Source organism: Candidatus Accumulibacter sp. ACC007 (assembly GCF_907163205.1).
Lineage (GTDB): Bacteria > Pseudomonadota > Gammaproteobacteria > Burkholderiales > Rhodocyclaceae > Accumulibacter > Accumulibacter regalis.
This window is the reverse complement of the sequence record NZ_CAJQUD010000006.1, coordinates 52192-65039: the sequence shown is the minus strand read 5'-3', so window position 1 is coordinate 65039 and position 12848 is coordinate 52192. Positions and strand designations below refer to the sequence as shown.

Annotated in this window: 14 protein-coding genes; 7 read left to right on the top strand and 7 right to left on the bottom strand. The window is 65.9% G+C overall.

Annotation, left to right across the window (positions count from 1 at the left end; all coding sequences use genetic code 11):
* Nucleotides 1-14: 14 nt before the first annotated feature.
* The 6 genes from ruvB to QZ634_RS14125 form a co-directional block, all read right to left on the bottom strand.
* Nucleotides 15-1079, bottom strand: coding sequence for a Holliday junction branch migration DNA helicase RuvB (gene ruvB, locus QZ634_RS14150; protein ID WP_291989389.1), 1065 nt, complete (start codon nt 1077-1079; stop codon nt 15-17).
* Nucleotides 1076-2164, bottom strand: coding sequence for an AI-2E family transporter (locus QZ634_RS14145; RefSeq protein ID WP_291989387.1), 1089 nt, complete (start codon nt 2162-2164; stop codon nt 1076-1078). The genes ruvB and QZ634_RS14145 overlap by 4 nt, the downstream gene beginning before the upstream one ends.
* A gap of 17 nt (nt 2165-2181) precedes the next feature.
* The gene (gene ruvA, locus QZ634_RS14140) at nt 2182-2757 is read right to left on the bottom strand and encodes a Holliday junction branch migration protein RuvA (protein ID WP_291989385.1); all 576 of its coding nucleotides are present in this window, start codon (nt 2755-2757) and stop codon (nt 2182-2184) included.
* Nucleotides 2754-3332 (bottom strand): crossover junction endodeoxyribonuclease RuvC, encoded by a 579-nt coding sequence (gene ruvC / locus QZ634_RS14135; protein WP_291989383.1) that lies wholly within the window; start codon nt 3330-3332, stop codon nt 2754-2756. The genes ruvA and ruvC overlap by 4 nt, the downstream gene beginning before the upstream one ends.
* Complete coding sequence (locus QZ634_RS14130) at nt 3329-4192, bottom strand: DMT family transporter (protein WP_291989381.1); 864 nt, start codon at nt 4190-4192, stop codon at nt 3329-3331. Before QZ634_RS14130 ends, ruvC begins: the two co-directional genes overlap by 4 nt.
* Before the next feature lie 123 nt (nt 4193-4315).
* Entirely contained in the window at nt 4316-5095 is a 780-nt protein-coding gene (locus QZ634_RS14125) for an IclR family transcriptional regulator (RefSeq protein WP_291989379.1), read from the bottom strand.
* Between the two features lie 353 nt (nt 5096-5448).
* On the opposite strand from QZ634_RS14125, the gene QZ634_RS14120 reads away from it, so the two are divergent.
* The 6 genes from QZ634_RS14120 to QZ634_RS14095 all read left to right on the top strand — a co-directional run bounded on the left by QZ634_RS14120 (nt 5449) and on the right by QZ634_RS14095 (nt 10431).
* Nucleotides 5449-6168, top strand: a complete 720-nt coding sequence (locus tag QZ634_RS14120; protein WP_291989377.1) for an aldehyde dehydrogenase family protein — start codon at nt 5449-5451, stop codon at nt 6166-6168.
* Nucleotides 6169-6171: 3 nt separating this feature from the next.
* On the top strand, nt 6172-7128 hold the full coding sequence (locus QZ634_RS14115) for a D-2-hydroxyacid dehydrogenase (protein WP_291989375.1): 957 nt from the start codon (nt 6172-6174) through the stop codon (nt 7126-7128).
* Between the two features lie 28 nt (nt 7129-7156).
* The gene (locus QZ634_RS14110; RefSeq protein WP_291989373.1) at nt 7157-7795 is read left to right on the top strand and encodes an MT-A70 family methyltransferase; all 639 of its coding nucleotides are present in this window, start codon (nt 7157-7159) and stop codon (nt 7793-7795) included.
* A 75-nt stretch (nt 7796-7870) separates the two neighbouring features.
* On the top strand, nt 7871-8632 hold the full coding sequence (gene modA, locus QZ634_RS14105) for a molybdate ABC transporter substrate-binding protein (RefSeq protein WP_291989371.1): 762 nt from the start codon (nt 7871-7873) through the stop codon (nt 8630-8632).
* A gap of 33 nt (nt 8633-8665) precedes the next feature.
* Entirely contained in the window at nt 8666-9328 is a 663-nt protein-coding gene (gene modB / locus QZ634_RS14100) for a molybdate ABC transporter permease subunit (RefSeq protein ID WP_291989948.1), read from the top strand.
* Nucleotides 9325-10431, top strand: coding sequence for an ABC transporter ATP-binding protein (locus QZ634_RS14095; RefSeq protein WP_291989369.1), 1107 nt, complete (start codon nt 9325-9327; stop codon nt 10429-10431). Before modB ends, QZ634_RS14095 begins: the two co-directional genes overlap by 4 nt.
* A gap of 33 nt (nt 10432-10464) precedes the next feature.
* Here the strand turns inward: QZ634_RS14095 and QZ634_RS14090 are convergent, their stop codons facing one another.
* Nucleotides 10465-10953, bottom strand: coding sequence for an Lrp/AsnC family transcriptional regulator (locus tag QZ634_RS14090; protein ID WP_291989367.1), 489 nt, complete (start codon nt 10951-10953; stop codon nt 10465-10467).
* Between the two features lie 173 nt (nt 10954-11126).
* On the opposite strand from QZ634_RS14090, the gene leuA reads away from it, so the two are divergent.
* Nucleotides 11127-12833: a 2-isopropylmalate synthase gene (gene leuA / locus QZ634_RS14085; RefSeq protein WP_291989365.1), complete on the top strand. Its 1707-nt coding sequence runs from the start codon at nt 11127-11129 to the stop codon at nt 12831-12833.
* Nucleotides 12834-12848 lie beyond the last annotated feature (15 nt).

Sequence of the window (12848 nt, the reverse complement as noted above, 5' to 3'; positions counted from 1 at the left end):
GTGCAAGGAGCGGCTCAGGTGTTTCGCCAGAGTTCGACCTGCGCGTCGGCGAGCAGGTGTTCGAGACCCAGATGCCGGTAGACGGCTGCCGTCGCCATCCGCCCACGCGGTGTGCGTTGCAGGAAACCTTGCTGGATCAGGTAGGGTTCGAGCACATCCTCGATGGTATCGCGCGCTTCGCCAATGGCCGCGGCAAGGTTGTCGACACCGACCGGGCCGCCAGCGAACTTGTCGATCACCGCCGACAGCAGCTTGCGGTCCATGACGTCGAGGCCGCCGTGGTCAACGTCGAGCATCAGCAACGCCGCGTCGGCGACCTCGCGCGTGATCCGGCCGGCGGCCCTGACTTCGGCGAAATCGCGTACCCGCCGCAACAGCCGGTTGGCAACCCGCGGCGTGCCCCGCGAACGGCGCGCGATTTCCAGCGCGCCGCCGCTATCGGCGGGCACCTTGAGCAACTGCGACGAACGCGTGACGATCTGCGTCAGCTCCTCGGCGGTGTAGAACTCGAGCCTGGAGACGATACCGAAGCGGTCGCGCAGCGGGTTGGTGAGCATGCCGGCGCGGGTGGTCGCGCCGACCAGCGTAAAGGGCGGCAGATCGAGTTTGACCGAGCGCGCCGCTGGCCCCTCGCCGATCATGATGTCGATCTGGAAGTCTTCCAGGGCCGGATAGAGGATTTCCTCGACGACCGGCGACAAGCGGTGGATCTCGTCGATGAACAGCACGTCGTGCGCGTCGAGGTTGGTCAGGATGGCGGCCAGATCGCCGGCTCTCTCGAGGACCGGGCCCGATGTCGAGCGCAGGTTGACGCCCATTTCGGCGGCGATGATGTGCGCCAGCGTCGTTTTCCCCAGTCCGGGCGGACCAAAGAGGAGGACGTGGTCAAGCGTGTCGCGGCGCCGCCTGGCGGCTTCGATGAAGATCGCCAGCTGTTCGCGGATTTTCGCCTGGCCAACGTAATCGGCCAGCCGCCGCGGCCGCAGAGCGCGCTCGATGGCTTCTTCCTGCGTCGATTTCGACTCGGCCGAAATCAGCCGCTCGATCGGCGCTGCGCCGAGATCGTCGCTTTCGATCATGGCTGGCGCTCGCTTTCCGTGGCCAGGGCGGCGGGGGAGTCGGGACCGTCGTGCGCCAGCCACTCGCGGATCAGCACCTGCCCGAGGGCGAGCAGGGTTGGCCCGAGGAACAGGCCGATGAAGCCGAAGACCAGGACGCCGCCGAAAACGCCGACGACGATCAGCAGCAGCGGCAGGCTCGCGCTGCGCGAAATGAGGATCGGTTTGAGGAAGTTATCGACGCTGCTGATGGCGAACATCCCCCACAGCACCATGAACACGGCCCAGCCGGTCTGGTCGCCGTTGTACAGCCAGATTGCCGCCCCCAACCAGATCAGCGTCGCGCCGACCACCGGCACCATCGAGAAAAAGAAGGTGGCAATGGTCAGCAGAATGACGCCCGGAACGCCGGCGACGAGAAAGCCGATCATGGCCACGATCGACTGCGCCGCGGCGGTTCCGACGATCCCGGCCATGACGCCGGTGACGGTTCCCTCGGCCAGCGTCAGCATCCGTTCGCCGAGGTTGCCGGCGAGCATGCGGCTGCCGGTGAGCAGGGCGTCGGCGTAGATATGCGCGTCGCGAAAGATGAAGAAGACGAAGAAGATCACCAGCACCAGTTGCAACAGTCCTTGCGCAAACAGGGCCACCGCGGCCAGCGCGAACTTGCGCGTCGGGTCGAAAACCTGACGCAGGAGATTGTTCATTTCCTCGCGGCTATCGGCCAGATCGTGCCAATATCCGGTGACGTCCGGGCCGATGATCGGCAGACTGGCAAGCCACGCCGGCGGTTGGCCGGGAATGCCGCTCTCCAGCAGTGGTTTCACCTGCCGGATGCCGATCTGAACGGCGTCGGCGAGTGAGCCGGAGAGCAAGGCCATTGGCACTACCAGCAAGAGCAGCAAGAGTAGCGACAGCAGGAGCGCCGCTAGACTGCTGCGCCCACCGCAGAGCGTCAGCAGGCGGTTGCGAATCGGCAGCGTCGTCAGGCAGATGACGACGGCGAAAAGCAGGGTGCCCGTAAACGGCAGCAGCACAGCAACACAGCCGATCAGAAGCAGCGCGACGAGCGCGATCTGGATCAGTTGCTTGTGGCTGGGATTCATGGATTCATGGGCGCGGTTCAGACCTTTGACAGCAGTTTGAGCGCCTGCCGAATGCCGTCGGAAGTAGTGGTTTCGGCCGGCAACTGCCTCATCACGGCGCCTGCTTCGCGCTCATTGTAACCCAGCGCCAGCAGCGCATTGAGAATGTCGCTGCGGCTGTCGGCGGCCGCCGGCGTGGCCGTCGGCAGAGCCTCGGCGAGCTTGCCCTTGAGTTCGAGCAGCAGGCGCTCGGCGGTCTTGGTGCCGATTCCCGGTACCTTGGTCAGCCGCCCGACTTCCTGACGGGAGACGACTTGCGCCAGGTCGCTCACCGACAGTCCGGAGAGTACCGACAGCGCCATGCGCGCGCCGACGCCGGAGATCCTGAGCAGCTGGCGAAACGCGAAGCGCTCGCTTTCGGTGGCAAAACCGTAGAGGAACTGCCCGTCCTCGCGGACCGCGAAATGGGTCAGCAAGCTGAGTCTCTCGCCGTTCTCGGGCAGGTTGTAGAAGGTGCTCATCGGTACCTCGAGCTCATAGCCGACGCCATGCACGTCGACCACTACCTGCGGCGGATTCTTCGCGAGCAGGATGCCACTCAATCGGCTGATCATCTCTTGTTCTCCTTGGCGACCATCCATCGCCCATTGCGGACGTGCAGACCGCGGCTGCTCAATTGTTCGATGCCCTGGCCCCCGTGCGCGTGCGCGATCGCGCAGGCCAGGGCGTCGGCGGCGTCCGGGCTCGGCTCGGCCGCCAGCGACAACAGGCGGCGCACCATGTGCTGCACCTGCACCTTGTCGGCGTGGCCGTTGCCGACCACCGCCTGTTTGACCTGCAGGGCAGTGTACTCGGCGACTTCCAGGCCGCTGACGACCAGCGCTGTGATCGCCGCACCCCTTGCCTGGCCGAGGCGCAGCGTCGATTGTGGATTGACGTTCACGAAGACGATTTCGACGGCCGCCTGGTCGGGCCGATGCCGGGCGACCAGCGTGCGCAGTTCCCTGTGTATGGTTCCCAGGCGGCTGGGCAGCGAAGCACCGGCGTCGGTCTTGATGCAGCCGCTGGCCAGGTAGGACAGGCGGTTGCCGGTCTTTTCGATGAGCCCGAAGCCGGTGATGCGCAAGCCCGGGTCGATGCCCAGAATACGCAGCGGGCCTGCTTTCCCGTTCTGCCCTGCCTCATTCATCGCGGTGTCGCGCGCGCCAGATAGACGCCGCTGACCGCCAGCACCATGCCGGCAACCGCCAGCGCGCCGAGTGTTTCGTCGAACAGCAGCCAGGCGATGATCGCCGTGCTCGGCGGCGTCAGGTAGAACAGGGTGGCGACGTTGACCGCACTGCCACTGCGGATAAGCAGATTGAGCAGGCTGATCGCCCCGACCGAGAGTACCAGCACCAGCCACAGCAGGGCGAAGACGAACTGCGGCGTCCACTCGATGAGCATGCTTTCGCTTGCCGAGGCGACGACGGCGGTGATCAGCGCGGTGGGCAGGAACTGGATTACCGAGCCGGTACGCAGGTCGAATCGCGGACAGAAGCGCTTCTGATACAGGGTGCCAAGGGTGATGCCGAGCAATGCGGCGATGGCCGGAACGAGCATTGCCGCCAGTGGCACGCCAGCAAGCTTGTTGGCAACGACCAGGGTCACTCCGGCGAAGCCGAGCGCCAGGCCCAGCCATTGCCGCGGCGAGACGCGTTCGCCGAGCAGAAAGCCGGCCCCGCAGGCAGTCAGCAGCGGCTGCATGCCGACCACCAGCGCCGTCACGCCCGCCGGCAAGCCGTGTTTTATGGCCATGAACACGCCACCCAAATAGACGCCGTGCACGAGAACGCCGGAAACGCCGATGTGGAAAAACTGGCGCGGATTGGCCGGCCACGGTGCGCGCGTCAGCAGTACAAGGGGAAGCATCAGCGTCAGCACCAGCAGGTAGCGGGTGAGCAGGAAGGTCAAGGGTTCGGCGTAGGGTAGGCCGAACTTGGCGCCGATGAATCCGGTGCTCCACAGAAAGACAAAAAGAAAGGGCAGCAGCGATGTCGGCAGGGGCATTCAATGGGCTCCGTGGCAGGGGACAGAGTGTAGCAAGCATCGCCACGGCAATGGCGGCACCGTTCTTCGCGGTGGTTGGTGCGGGTGTCTCTTGTTCCACGGCTTGCAGACCGGTCGCGCGGGTTATGGGTGCGGTGGTGCCTGATGGCCCAGGGCCCGCGCGATCTTGTCGGCCGTTGCCTTGATCGTCGTTGCCCAGTCTGGATCGTGGCGGTCGCTGGGGGCCGAGACGGAAAGCCCGGCGACCAGCTGATCCTCGTCGTTGCGGATCGGCGCAGCGATGCAGCGCAGGCCGACCTCCGCTTCTTCATTGTCAAAGGCCACTTCGTGGCGGCGAATCTTGTCGAGTTCCTTGTCCAGGGCATCGAGGCGCGTCAGCGAGTGCGGCGTCTTGCCCGGCAGACCGGTACGACGCGCGTAGGCGCGGACATCGCTGGCGCTGTCGGCAGCAAGAAACAGCTTGCCCACCGAAGTCAGGTGCAGTGGCGCCCGACCACCGACCAGATAGACGACGCGGACCAGCGAGCGACCGCTGGAGGTACGTTCGACGTAGATGATCTCGTCCTCGTGGCGGATGCCGAGGTTGACGGCCTCGCCGATGGCCTCGTGCAATTGCTGCATGTATGGCCGGGCGACTTCACGGATGCTGATCCGCGACTTGACCAGATTTCCCAGTTCGAGGAGCCGGATGCCGAGCGTATAGCTGCCGTTCTCGTGCCGCTCGACAACCGCGGCGCTGGTCATCGCGGCCAGGATGCGGTGCGCCGTCGACGGGTGCAGGCCGCTGTTCCTGGCCAGGACCTTGAGGCTCACCGGCTCGCGGATGTCAGCCAGCACGTCGAGCAGCGACATCATGCGCTCGATGACCTGTATCGACGTCTTCTCTGCCTGTTGTTCCGCCATTACCTTCCTATCGCAATTCCCGGAACCTTCCGTTTTTACCTGTGGGAGACTACTATTGCTGGCTCTGCCACTCGCCCACGCTGACTTGTGCGGCGCAATATCTTACCATCATGCGCGTTGCCCTGTTCGTAGGCTACCTGGTCGTGCCCAGCGCTTCTTGCGCCGCTCGCGACCTGCCCGCAGCGCCGGGTAGGACGTTTCGCAAACTCTACCGCCAGTGCCAGCGCGTCCGGTGAGGTGCGCGAGCGCAGCGACGCGCCAGGCCAGTCCCCTCTTCCGATATCCGGCATTGCCTCAATTCATGAGTCGCCCAGGCGACTTCCTCGGCAACCAAGCAAGGAGCGAACCTCCAGATGATGTCCGCAACCGACCAGGTCCTGGCCATACCGCTGTGGATCAATGGGCACGCCTATTTGACCATGGCACCGGCTTTTTTCGATGTTCGCGACGCACGCAGCGGCGAGGTCAAGCGGCGCACACCGCTGTGCGGCGCTTCCGAAGCGCTCGCTGCCGCTGGCTCGGCGCAGGCGGCCCTCGCTGACTGGGCGGCCAGAAGCGTCGCTGAACGCGCGGCCCTGTTGCTCGTCCTGGCCGACGCGCTGGCCGGGTATGGCGAGCATTTCGCCGCCCTGATCAGCGAAGAAACCGGCAAGGATGCCGCTTCGGCAGCGGCCGAAGTCGACGCCGCGCTCGGCCTGCTGCGCGGCCGCGACTCGGCGACCGATAGCAGGGGCGGCAGCAGCGCGGCCAAGGCGGTCGTGGCCATCGTCAGCGACGACAGCGCGCCGCTGCTCGGTCCGCTGCGGCACGCCGTTCCGGCACTGCTGGCGGGCGCGACGGTGGTCGTCAAACCGAGCCCGAAAGCGCCCTCGGCCGTTTTCGCCCTGGCCGAACTGACGGCCGAGAGCGCTTTCCCTGCGGGCGTTTTCAACGTTTTGCACGGCGACCTGAAAGCCATCGAAGGCCTTTGTGTCGCCAGCCAGGTCAGCCGGCTGTGCTTTTCCGGCGATTCTGCCCTCGGCGCCAAGGTCGCCGAAGTCGCCATCCGCTACGACAAACCGTTCGTGGATTGAGCCATGCACCGAATTGTCTATCTTGAGCGTGAATCGATCATCGCCGAAGTTCGCCGGCCGGATTTCCCGCATCACTGGGTCGAACATGCGCAGACGCTGCAGCACGAGGTCAAGGAGCGGCTCGCCGGAGCGACGATGGCCATCGTCAACAAACTGCAGATCGACGCCGAGCTGATTGCCGCGCTACCCGCCTTGCAGATGGTCGCCGTCGCCGCCACCGGCAGCAACAACATCGATGTCGACGCTTGCCGTGCGCGTGGCATCATCGTCTCGAACATCCGTGGCTACGCCGTGCATAGCGTCCCCGAGCAGGTGCTGGCGATGTTGCTGGCGCTGTCGCGCAATCTCTTCGCCTATCGGCAGGCGGTCGTCGACGGCAAGTGGCAGCGTTCCGGGCAGTTCTGCTTTTTCGACTACCCGATCCGCGACCTGCACGGCGCAACGCTGGCGCTGATCGGCAGCGGCAGCCTGGGCAGCGGAGTCGCCCGTCTGGCCGCCGCGTTCGGCATGCGCGTGCTGCGCAGCGAACGCAAGGATGCCCTCAGCGTTCGTCCTGGCTACACGCCCTTCGCCGAAGCGCTACGCCAGGCCGACGTGGTTTCACTGCATTGCCCGCTGAACGCCGAAACGGCGAGGCTGATCGGCGAAGCCGAACTGCGGTCGATGAAAACCTCGGCGCTGCTGATCAATACCGCGCGCGGCGGCCTGGTCGATGAAGCAGCGCTGGCCCGGGCGCTGCAGGAAGGCTGGATCGCCGGGGCCGGCTTCGACGTCCTCAGCGTCGAGCCGCCGCGCAGCGGCAACCCCCTGCTCGCTCCCGAGCTGCTGGCCTTGTCCAATTTCCTGCTAACCCCGCACGTCGCCTGGGCCAGCCAGCCCGCGATGCAGGTACTCGCCGACCAGCTGATCGACAATCTGGAAGCCTTCGCCCGCGGCGAGCCGCAACACGTGCTGACATGAACCGTGCATTGGCCGCCAAAACCCCGCCATGATCGCTGCCGCCGAGGACCTCCTGCTGAGAGCCGGCGGGCTGCGCTTCCACACCGTGCTGGCCGACCCGCCGTGGCGCTTTCAGAACCAGACCGGCAAGGTGGCGCCGGAACACAAACGCCTCAATCGCTACGACACGATGACCCTGGACGCCATTTGCGAGCTGCCGGTGGCGGAGATTTGCCAGGACAGCGCACATCTCTATCTCTGGGTTCCCAACGCGCTCTTGCCGGAAGGCCTGCGCGTCCTGCAGTCCTGGGGCTTTGCCTACAAGAGCAATCTCGTCTGGCACAAGGTGCGCAAGGACGGCGGTCCTGATGGGCGAGGGGTCGGTTTCTACTTTCGCAATACCACCGAAATCATCCTCTTTGGCGTGCGTGGCAAGAACGCCCGCACCCTGGCGCCGGGGCGGCGCCAGGTGAACATCATCCGCTCGATGAAACGCGAGCATTCGCGCAAGCCCGACGAACAGTACGCGCTCATTGAATCCTGCAGCCCGGCGCCGCGCATCGAACTCTTCGCGCGTGGCACGCGCGCCGGCTGGACGACCTGGGGCGATCAGGCGGACAGCTATTCGCCCGACTGGCCAACCTATGCCAATCATTCACAGGCCGATGGCTCGCTGCACGAGCTCTGAGCCGGGCTCCACGAGCGCCGTGTCGCCAGGCTCGCCTGCCCACCTGCTCTTCCTCTCTCCTTGGGTCATGACAAGATGCGCTTCCTGCTTTTCCTTCTGCTGAGCTTTTTCGTCATCGTCGCCAACGCCCAGACAGTCAAGGTCGCTGCCGCCTCGGATCTGCAGTTCGCGCTCGGCGAGATTGCTGCCCGTTATGAACGGGAGAGCGGCAACAAGGTCGTTCTGTCCTTCGGTTCCTCGGGCAACTTCGCCCGCCAGATTCCCCAGGGGGCGCCTTTCGACCTCTTCCTGTCCGCCGACGAGGAGTACATTTTCCGTCTCGCCGGACAGGGCCTGCTGCGCGACCAGGGCCAGCTCTACGCAATCGGGCGCGTCGCACTGCTGGTACCCCACGGCTCGTCGCTGAAGGTCGACAGCGAACTTCGCGACCTGGCGGCGGCGATCGGCGATGGTCGCCTGCAGCGTCTGGCGATCGCCAATCCCGAGCACGCGCCCTACGGGCGTGCCGCCCGCGCCGTCCTCGAACGCGCCGGCCTCTGGGCAGCGCTGCAGGGCAGGCTGGTGCTCGGCGAGAACGTCGCGCAGGCGGCGCAGTTTGCGCTCAGCGGTTCGGCGCAGGGCGGCATCGTTGCCTGGTCGCTGGTCAAGGCGCCCGAGTTGGCCCGGCACGGTGTCGCAGCACTGATTCCCGAGAGCTGGCATCCGCCGCTGCGCCAGCGCATGGCGCTGACCCGTCACGCCGGCGAGGACGCCAGCCGTTTCTACGCCTATCTGCAACAGCCGGTGGCGCGCGCCATTTTCGAGCGCTACGGTTTTTCGCTGCCGGCAACCAGGTAAGGGGCGCGCACTGTGGCCGCAGGGATGGCCGTGATCGACTGGCAGGCGCTCTCGCTTTCGCTACAACTGGCCAGCGCCACGGCACTTTTGCTACTGCCCTTGGCGATCTGGCTGGCACGCCTCCTGGCCTGGTCGCAGTTTCGCCATCAGGGCGCGCTGGAGGCGGCGATCCTGCTGCCGCTGGTGCTGCCACCCACTGTTCTCGGCTATTACCTGTTGCTCGGCTTCGGCGGCGCCTCTCCCCTTGGCCAGGCGTACCACGCCCTGACCGGACGGACATTGGTGTTCAGCTTCGACGGACTGCTCGCCGCCTCGCTGATCTTCAACCTACCCTTCGCCGTGCAGCCGATGCAGCGTTCCTTTGCCGCCATCCCGCGCGAAGTCCGCGAAGCGGCGTGGGTCTCCGGGCTGTCGCGCTGGCAGACCTTCCTGCGCATCGAACTGCCGCTCGCCTGGCCGGGCGTCGCCGCCGCGCTGGCGCTGACCTTCGCGCACACCCTCGGTGAGTTCGGCGTCGTGCTGATGGTCGGCGGCAGCCTGCCCGGCGAGACCAAGACCATCGCCATCGCCATCTACGATCAGGCGCAGGCGTTCAACGATTCGGCGGCGGCAGGCATGTCGGCGCTGTTGCTGGCGCTGTCTTTCGTCGCCGTGCTGCTGGTCAGTCGCCTCGGGCGTTCGGTGCTGCGCCGGTGAAACTGGTCGCCCGCCTCGAACAGAGCGTGCCGATTCCGCTGGCCGCCGACATCGCCTGCGACAGCGGTGAGCTGCTGGCGCTGGTCGGCCCTTCGGGAAGCGGCAAATCGACCATTCTGCGTTGCCTTGCCGGCCTGCACCGGCCGTCGGGCGGGCGCGTTCGTTGCGGCGACGACATCTGGTTCGACGCCAGCGGTGGCGTCGATGTCTCGCCGCAGCAGCGGCGTGTCGGCTTCGTCTTCCAGCACTACGCGCTCTTTCCTCACCTCAGCGCGCTGGCCAACGTGATGGTCGCCCTGCAGCACCTGCCGGCGCGCGCGCGCGCGGCGCAGGCGCGTCACTGGCTGGCGCGCAGCAGGCTCGAAGGCCTCGAGGACCGGCGCCCGGCCGAACTCTCCGGCGGCCAGCAGCAACGGGTGGCGATTGCCCGCGCGCTGGCGCGCGAGCCGCAGGTGCTGCTCCTCGACGAACCGTTCTCGGCGCTCGATCAGGTGACCCGCCGCAAGCTGCTGCGCCAGCTGATCGAGCTGCGCCGCTCGCTGGCCATCCCGATCATCCTGGTCACGCACGACCTCGAGGAGGCGGCGCTGCTTGCCGACAACATGACCGTCCTGCACCACGGCCGCACGCTGCACACCGCGCCGCCAGGCGAACTGCTGGCGCGACCGGCGAGCGCGCTGGTTGCCCGCCTCACCGACCAGCCGAACGTCTTCATCGGCAGGGTCACCGAGCAGTCGCCGAGCACCGACACGACGCTGATCGACTGGCACGGGCAGCCGCTGCAGGCGGCGCATCACGCCGAATTCGCCGTCGGCGACAGGATCTGCTGGATCGTTCCCGAAGCCGGCGTAATCCTCGTTCGCGACCACCAGGCCGAGCGCGAGAACACGCTTGGCGCGATCGTCAGCGAGCGACTCGCCTGGCGCGGACACGCGACGGTGACCGCTCGCGTCGGCGAAGGCGGCGATGCGATGCTGTCGTTCGCCATCGGCAGCGCGGTGGCGCAGCGCCGCGGTATCGTCCCCGGGGCGCGCATTGTCTTGCAGTTGCAGAAGGCCGCCATCTGTCTGACCCCCGTCGATCCGGCGATCGGCAGCCACTGATTCATCCGAACCCTGGTGAACGCTCCTCCCGGATCAACTGGCCAGAAAACTCGACGCCATCGCCAGCGGCAACGCCGTCCTGTCAACCACCCGGCGCAGGACAAAGCTCGAATGCACGCCGGTCACGCCGGGGATGCGGGTGAGGCGGTTGAGGAGCAGTTCCTGGTAGGCGTCCATGTCCCTGACCACCACCTTGAGCTGGTAGTCGGCGTCCTGACCAGTGATCAGCAGGCATTCGAGCAACTCCGGGATCTCGGCGATGGCGGCGTCGAAGCCGGTGAAGCGCTCGGGCGTGTGCTGGTCCATTGAAATGTAGATCAGCGCCATCAGCGACAGGCCGAGTTTCCTGGCGTCGAGCAGTGCGCGATAGCCGGTGATCAGCCCGGATTCCTCGAGCGCGCGCATCCGCCGCAGGCAGGGTGAGGGCGAAAGGCCGATGCGGTCGGCGAGGTCCTGATTGCTGATTCGGCCGTCTTCCTGGAGGACGCGCAGAATCTGCCAGTCGTAGCGATCGAGGTGCACGAGATTTCTCCGCTGAAGCAATTGCGCAATTGTAATGCTGGTTTCTTTTTATGTGCGCAACAGACTTGCTCCAAAGTCCCTTTTAAAGCGGCAATACGCAAGCACCTGCCGGCGGCTTTTCCCTACCATGTGGGTCATCAGATTCAACACCCGAAACCCGAGGAGTCGCCATCATGTTGTCCAACCCCGCCAGCAAGTACCGCTCTTTCCCGCCGGTCGCGCTTGCCGACCGGCAGTGGCCGAATGCCACGATCAGCAAGCCACCGATCTGGATGAGCACCGATCTGCGCGACGGCAATCAGTCGCTCTTCGAGCCGATGAACGCCGAACGCAAGACGCGCATGTTCAGGATGCTCTGCGAGATCGGTTTCAAGGAGATCGAGGTCGCTTTCCCGTCGGCGTCGCAGACCGACTTCGATTTCGTGCGCAGCCTCATCGAGGGCGGGCATATTCCCGGTGACGTGAGCATCGAGGTCCTCACGCAGGCGCGCGAGCATCTCATTCGGCGGACGATGGAGTCGGTGCGCGGCGCGCGACGGGCGATCGTGCATGTCTATAACGCCACCTCGAAACCTTTCCGCGAGACCGTCTTTCAGATGAGCCGGGAGGAAGTGATCGACATGGCGGTGGTGGCGGTGAAGTTGATCAGGGACCTGGCGGCGCAGGCGCCGGAGACCGAATGGGTGCTCGAATACAGCCCGGAAACCTTCACCGCCACCGAGCTCGACTTCGCGCTCGAAGTCTGCAACGCGGTGACCGCCGCCTGGGGCGCGACGCCGGACAACAAGGTGATCCTCAACCTGCCGACGACCGTCGAGATGGCCACGCCGAACGTCTACGCCGACCAGATCGAATGGATGCATCGTCACCTCGAGCGGCGCGACAGCGTGATCATCAGCCTGCATCCGCACAACGACCGTGGCACCGCCGTGGCCGCCGCCGAACTCGCCCTGATGGCTGGCGCCGAGCGCGTCGAGGGCTGCCTGTTCGGCAACGGCGAGCGCACCGGCAACGTCGATCTGGTCACCCTGGCGCTCAATCTGTACACCCAGGGCGTCGCGCCGGGGCTCGACTTTTCGGACATCAATGCCGTTGCCCGGACCTTCGAGCAGTGCAGCCAGTTGCCGATTCACCCGCGCCATCCCTACGTCGGCGATCTGGTGTTCACCGCTTTCTCGGGTTCGCATCAGGACGCCATCAAGAAGGGCTTTGCGGTCGGGCAGAGCGACGGTTTCTGGAACGTTCCCTACTTGCCGATCGACCCGGCCGACCTTGGCCGCAGCTACGACTCGGTGATCCGCGTCAACAGCCAGTCGGGCAAGGGCGGCATTGCCTACCTGCTGGAAAGCGAATACGGCGTGGTCATGCCGCGCCGCTTGCAGGTCGAGTTCTCGGGTGTCGTCCAGCAGCATGTCGACGAGCACGGCGGCGAGATGAGTGCTGCCGCCATCTGGCAGCTCTTCTCGGCGACCTATATCGACTGCGTGGACCCGGTACGCTACCGCGAGCACCACCTCTTCGAGCACGGTGGCGGCAACGGGCAAGGCATCCGCCTCAATGTCGATATCGACGGCATGCCGCAGGTACTCACCGGTACCGGCAACGGCCCGATCGACGCAGCGGTGAATGCCTTCCAGAGTGTCGGCATCGATATCCAGGTGCGCAGTTATGAAGAGCGCGCGATGAGTCCCAGCGGCGAGGGCGGCAACGCCAGGGCCTGCGCCTTCATCGAAGTCGCGCCGGCGGCTGGTGGCGGTAGCGAGTTCTACGGCGCCGGGGTGGACACCAACATCGTTACCGCGTCGCTGCGAGCGGTGATCACCGGCATCAACCGTCTCGAGTCCAGCGTGCCGAGAGGGGCGCAGCAGCAGGCCGCGTAGCGCGGCCTGGGCGGG

What these genes read in the sequence shown, in the direction of transcription:
- ruvB (WP_291989389.1), bottom strand. Translation starts at nt 1,079, where the DNA reads ATGATCGAAAGCGACGATCTCGGCGCAGCGCCGATCGAGCGGCTGATT.
- QZ634_RS14145 (WP_291989387.1), bottom strand. Translation starts at nt 2,164, where the DNA reads ATGAATCCCAGCCACAAGCAACTGATCCAGATCGCGCTCGTCGCGCTG.
- ruvA (WP_291989385.1), bottom strand. Translation starts at nt 2,757, where the DNA reads ATGATCAGCCGATTGAGTGGCATCCTGCTCGCGAAGAATCCGCCGCAG.
- ruvC (WP_291989383.1), bottom strand. Translation starts at nt 3,332, where the DNA reads ATGAATGAGGCAGGGCAGAACGGGAAAGCAGGCCCGCTGCGTATTCTG.
- QZ634_RS14130 (WP_291989381.1), bottom strand. Translation starts at nt 4,192, where the DNA reads ATGCCCCTGCCGACATCGCTGCTGCCCTTTCTTTTTGTCTTTCTGTGG.
- QZ634_RS14125 (WP_291989379.1), bottom strand. Translation starts at nt 5,095, where the DNA reads ATGGCGGAACAACAGGCAGAGAAGACGTCGATACAGGTCATCGAGCGC.
- QZ634_RS14120 (WP_291989377.1), top strand. Translation starts at nt 5,449, where the DNA reads ATGATGTCCGCAACCGACCAGGTCCTGGCCATACCGCTGTGGATCAAT.
- QZ634_RS14115 (WP_291989375.1), top strand. Translation starts at nt 6,172, where the DNA reads ATGCACCGAATTGTCTATCTTGAGCGTGAATCGATCATCGCCGAAGTT.
- QZ634_RS14110 (WP_291989373.1), top strand. Translation starts at nt 7,157, where the DNA reads ATGATCGCTGCCGCCGAGGACCTCCTGCTGAGAGCCGGCGGGCTGCGC.
- modA (WP_291989371.1), top strand. Translation starts at nt 7,871, where the DNA reads ATGCGCTTCCTGCTTTTCCTTCTGCTGAGCTTTTTCGTCATCGTCGCC.
- leuA (WP_291989365.1), top strand. Translation starts at nt 11,127, where the DNA reads ATGTTGTCCAACCCCGCCAGCAAGTACCGCTCTTTCCCGCCGGTCGCG.